General features: G+C 51.4%; 1 protein-coding gene and 2 pseudogenes. All 3 read left to right on the plus strand.

Annotation, left to right across the window (positions count from 1 at the left end; genetic code table 11):
* Positions 1 to 302, plus strand: a pseudogene (locus tag O71_RS24410) (GTPase HflX); the annotation flags it as partial.
* Between the two features lie 233 nt (positions 303 to 535).
* The gene (locus O71_RS18115; protein ID WP_040574717.1) at positions 536 to 1030 is read left to right on the plus strand and encodes a histidine phosphatase family protein; all 495 of its coding nucleotides are present in this window, start codon (positions 536 to 538) and stop codon (positions 1028 to 1030) included.
* Positions 1031 to 1127: 97 nt separating this feature from the next.
* Positions 1128 to 2412: pseudogene (locus O71_RS18120) on the plus strand (polyphosphate kinase 1); the annotation flags it as partial.

The raw sequence follows: 2412 nt of genomic DNA on the forward strand, positions 1-2412 counted from the left end.
TGAACGATACCCTGCTGGACATTAAATCGGCTGACAAACCGGTGTTGCTGGTGTTCAACAAAATAGACCAGTACCTGGAGCAGCGGGAGCAGGAGATGCAGGAAGAAAGCGGGAATGATGAAGAAGGAGAGCATCATGTACGGCCTTCTATCGAGGATCTGAAAGCTACTTACATGGCGAAGATCCATGCCCCTGCCCTGTTCATATCAGCTACCAACCGTATCAACATCGATGAGTTGCGTGCCGAGCTGCAGCGCCGTGTAGCAGAAATTCATTTTGAGCGCTACCCAAACAACGTGTAAGCCATTTTTGAAACATCAGAAAGGGGGAATGGTCCGGCAAGGGCTGTTCCCTTTTTGTTTTCAAGGGCCTAATATACCTGTCTAACCTTCAGCTATACCTGCCAAGCCTTCCCCAAAGTCAATCTAAGCTCCATCCTCACAACAAATTTCCTTTGCTTTCAGTAAACACCTTGCATAGCAACCGTACTATGTACCTGGCATCTTGCTATACCTTTCTGAAAGAGATTTACCTTATGAAAACCTTATATATCATGCGTCATGCCAAATCCAGCTGGAAGTTCGAAGAGCTGAGCGACCATGACCGACCACTGAACAAACGCGGCCGCAACGACGCTCCGCTTATGGGGCAGGAACTGGCAGCCAACAATGCCCAGCTACAACTCATACTGTCGAGCCCTGCTGTGCGGGCGCTTACCACCGCCACGCTGGTAGCCCGCGAGCTCGATTACGATGCCGATGATATTGCAGTAAATGATCGTATGTATGGCGCAAGTGCCGAAGAGCTGCTTGAGATAGCCCGCGAAGCACCCGCCGATGTAGACAGCATGATGATGGTGGGGCACAATGAATCCATCTCAGAGTTTGCCAATATGCTCTCACCCAAACATGTGGCCAGCATGCCAACAGCCGGCGTAGTGGCCTTGCGCTTTAACTGCGACAGCTGGTATGACATCAAGCGTGACAATGCCGAGCTATTGTTCTACGATGTACCTAAAAACCACAAATAACATAGCACACCGGCATAGCTCACAGGTATAACCCCACACCTGGAAGCTATGCTCATACCTTTATCACATTGCGCCGCACCGGGCAACATACAAAACCATGGAAATTAATACCGAAGATAAAAAACCGACCACCACACCGCTGATCAACCGCGAACTCAGCTGGCTGGCATTCAACTACCGCGTGCTGCAGGAGGCCAAAGACCGCACCGTGCCGCTGCTGGAGCGTGTCAAGTTTATGGCTATCTTCTCGGCCAACCTCGACGAGTACTTCAAGGTGCGGGTAGCCACACTCAAGCGACTGATCAAGCTCAAAAAGAAAACCCGTGACAAACTCTCCGAGGATCCTGTCGATACATTCGATCAGGTGATGCAGGAAGTGAAGCGCCAGCAGGAGGAATTCGGGGAGGTGTTCAGAGAAGGCATACTGGCAGACCTGCGCCAGCATCATATCAACCTCCTCACCGAGAACGACCTGAACAAAACGCAACAGAAGTGGGTGCGCGAGTACTTTACCGAGCACATACAGCCGCACATCCTGCCGCTTCTGCTTGACGACACTGAGACGCACTTTTTCCTAAAGGACCAGACTGTATACCTGGGTGTGCATCTATTCGACCCTAAGAAGGAAGATCTGAAGCCCGAGCGCTTCTCTATGCTCGAAATACCCACCAAGAAGCATGGCAGCCGCTTTGTGAAGCTCCCTACAGTAGGCAAGCAACGTTACGTGATGTTCCTGGATGATGTGATTCGCTTCTGCCTGCCCGCGCTGTACCCCAACTACACCCGCTTTGAGGCACATGCCGTAAAGGTGTCGCGCGATGCTGAACTGGATATTGAGGAAGAAGTATCAGGCAGCCTGATGGCTAAAATCCAGAAGAGTCTGAAGAAGCGTGAAACGGGTTATCCAGCCCGCCTCCTGTATGACCCTGTCACACCAAAGCCAATGCTCGAAGCCATTATGGCGCACACGGGCATATCAGAAGACGAACTGGTGGAAGGCAGCAAGTACCATAACTTCCGTGACTTCTTTCAGTTCCCGGACTTCAACCTACCCGACCTCAAGTACACGCCACAGCCTACGCTGGTGCATCCGCTCCTGGAGCAGGAAGAAAGCCTGATTGAGGCCATGAAAAAGCGGGACTACCTGGTACACTACCCCTACCAGTCCTTTGGCTACGTGTTGCGCCTGTTCGATGAAGCTGCTAAAGACCCGAAAGTTACCGCCATGAGCGCTACCCTATACCGCGTAGCTGATAACTCAGCCATTGCTAAGTCGCTGGTAAAAGCTGCCAAGAATGGAAAACTGGTAACGGTAGTAGTAGAACTCAAGGCCCGATTTGATGAAGAGTCTAACATCTTCTGGGCAGGCAAGCTGCAAAAGG

The organism is Pontibacter sp. BAB1700, assembly GCF_000277005.1.
Lineage (GTDB): Bacteria > Bacteroidota > Bacteroidia > Cytophagales > Hymenobacteraceae > Pontibacter > Pontibacter lucknowensis.

What these genes read in the sequence shown, in the direction of transcription:
- O71_RS18115 (WP_040574717.1), top strand. Translation starts at nt 536, where the DNA reads ATGAAAACCTTATATATCATGCGTCATGCCAAATCCAGCTGGAAGTTC.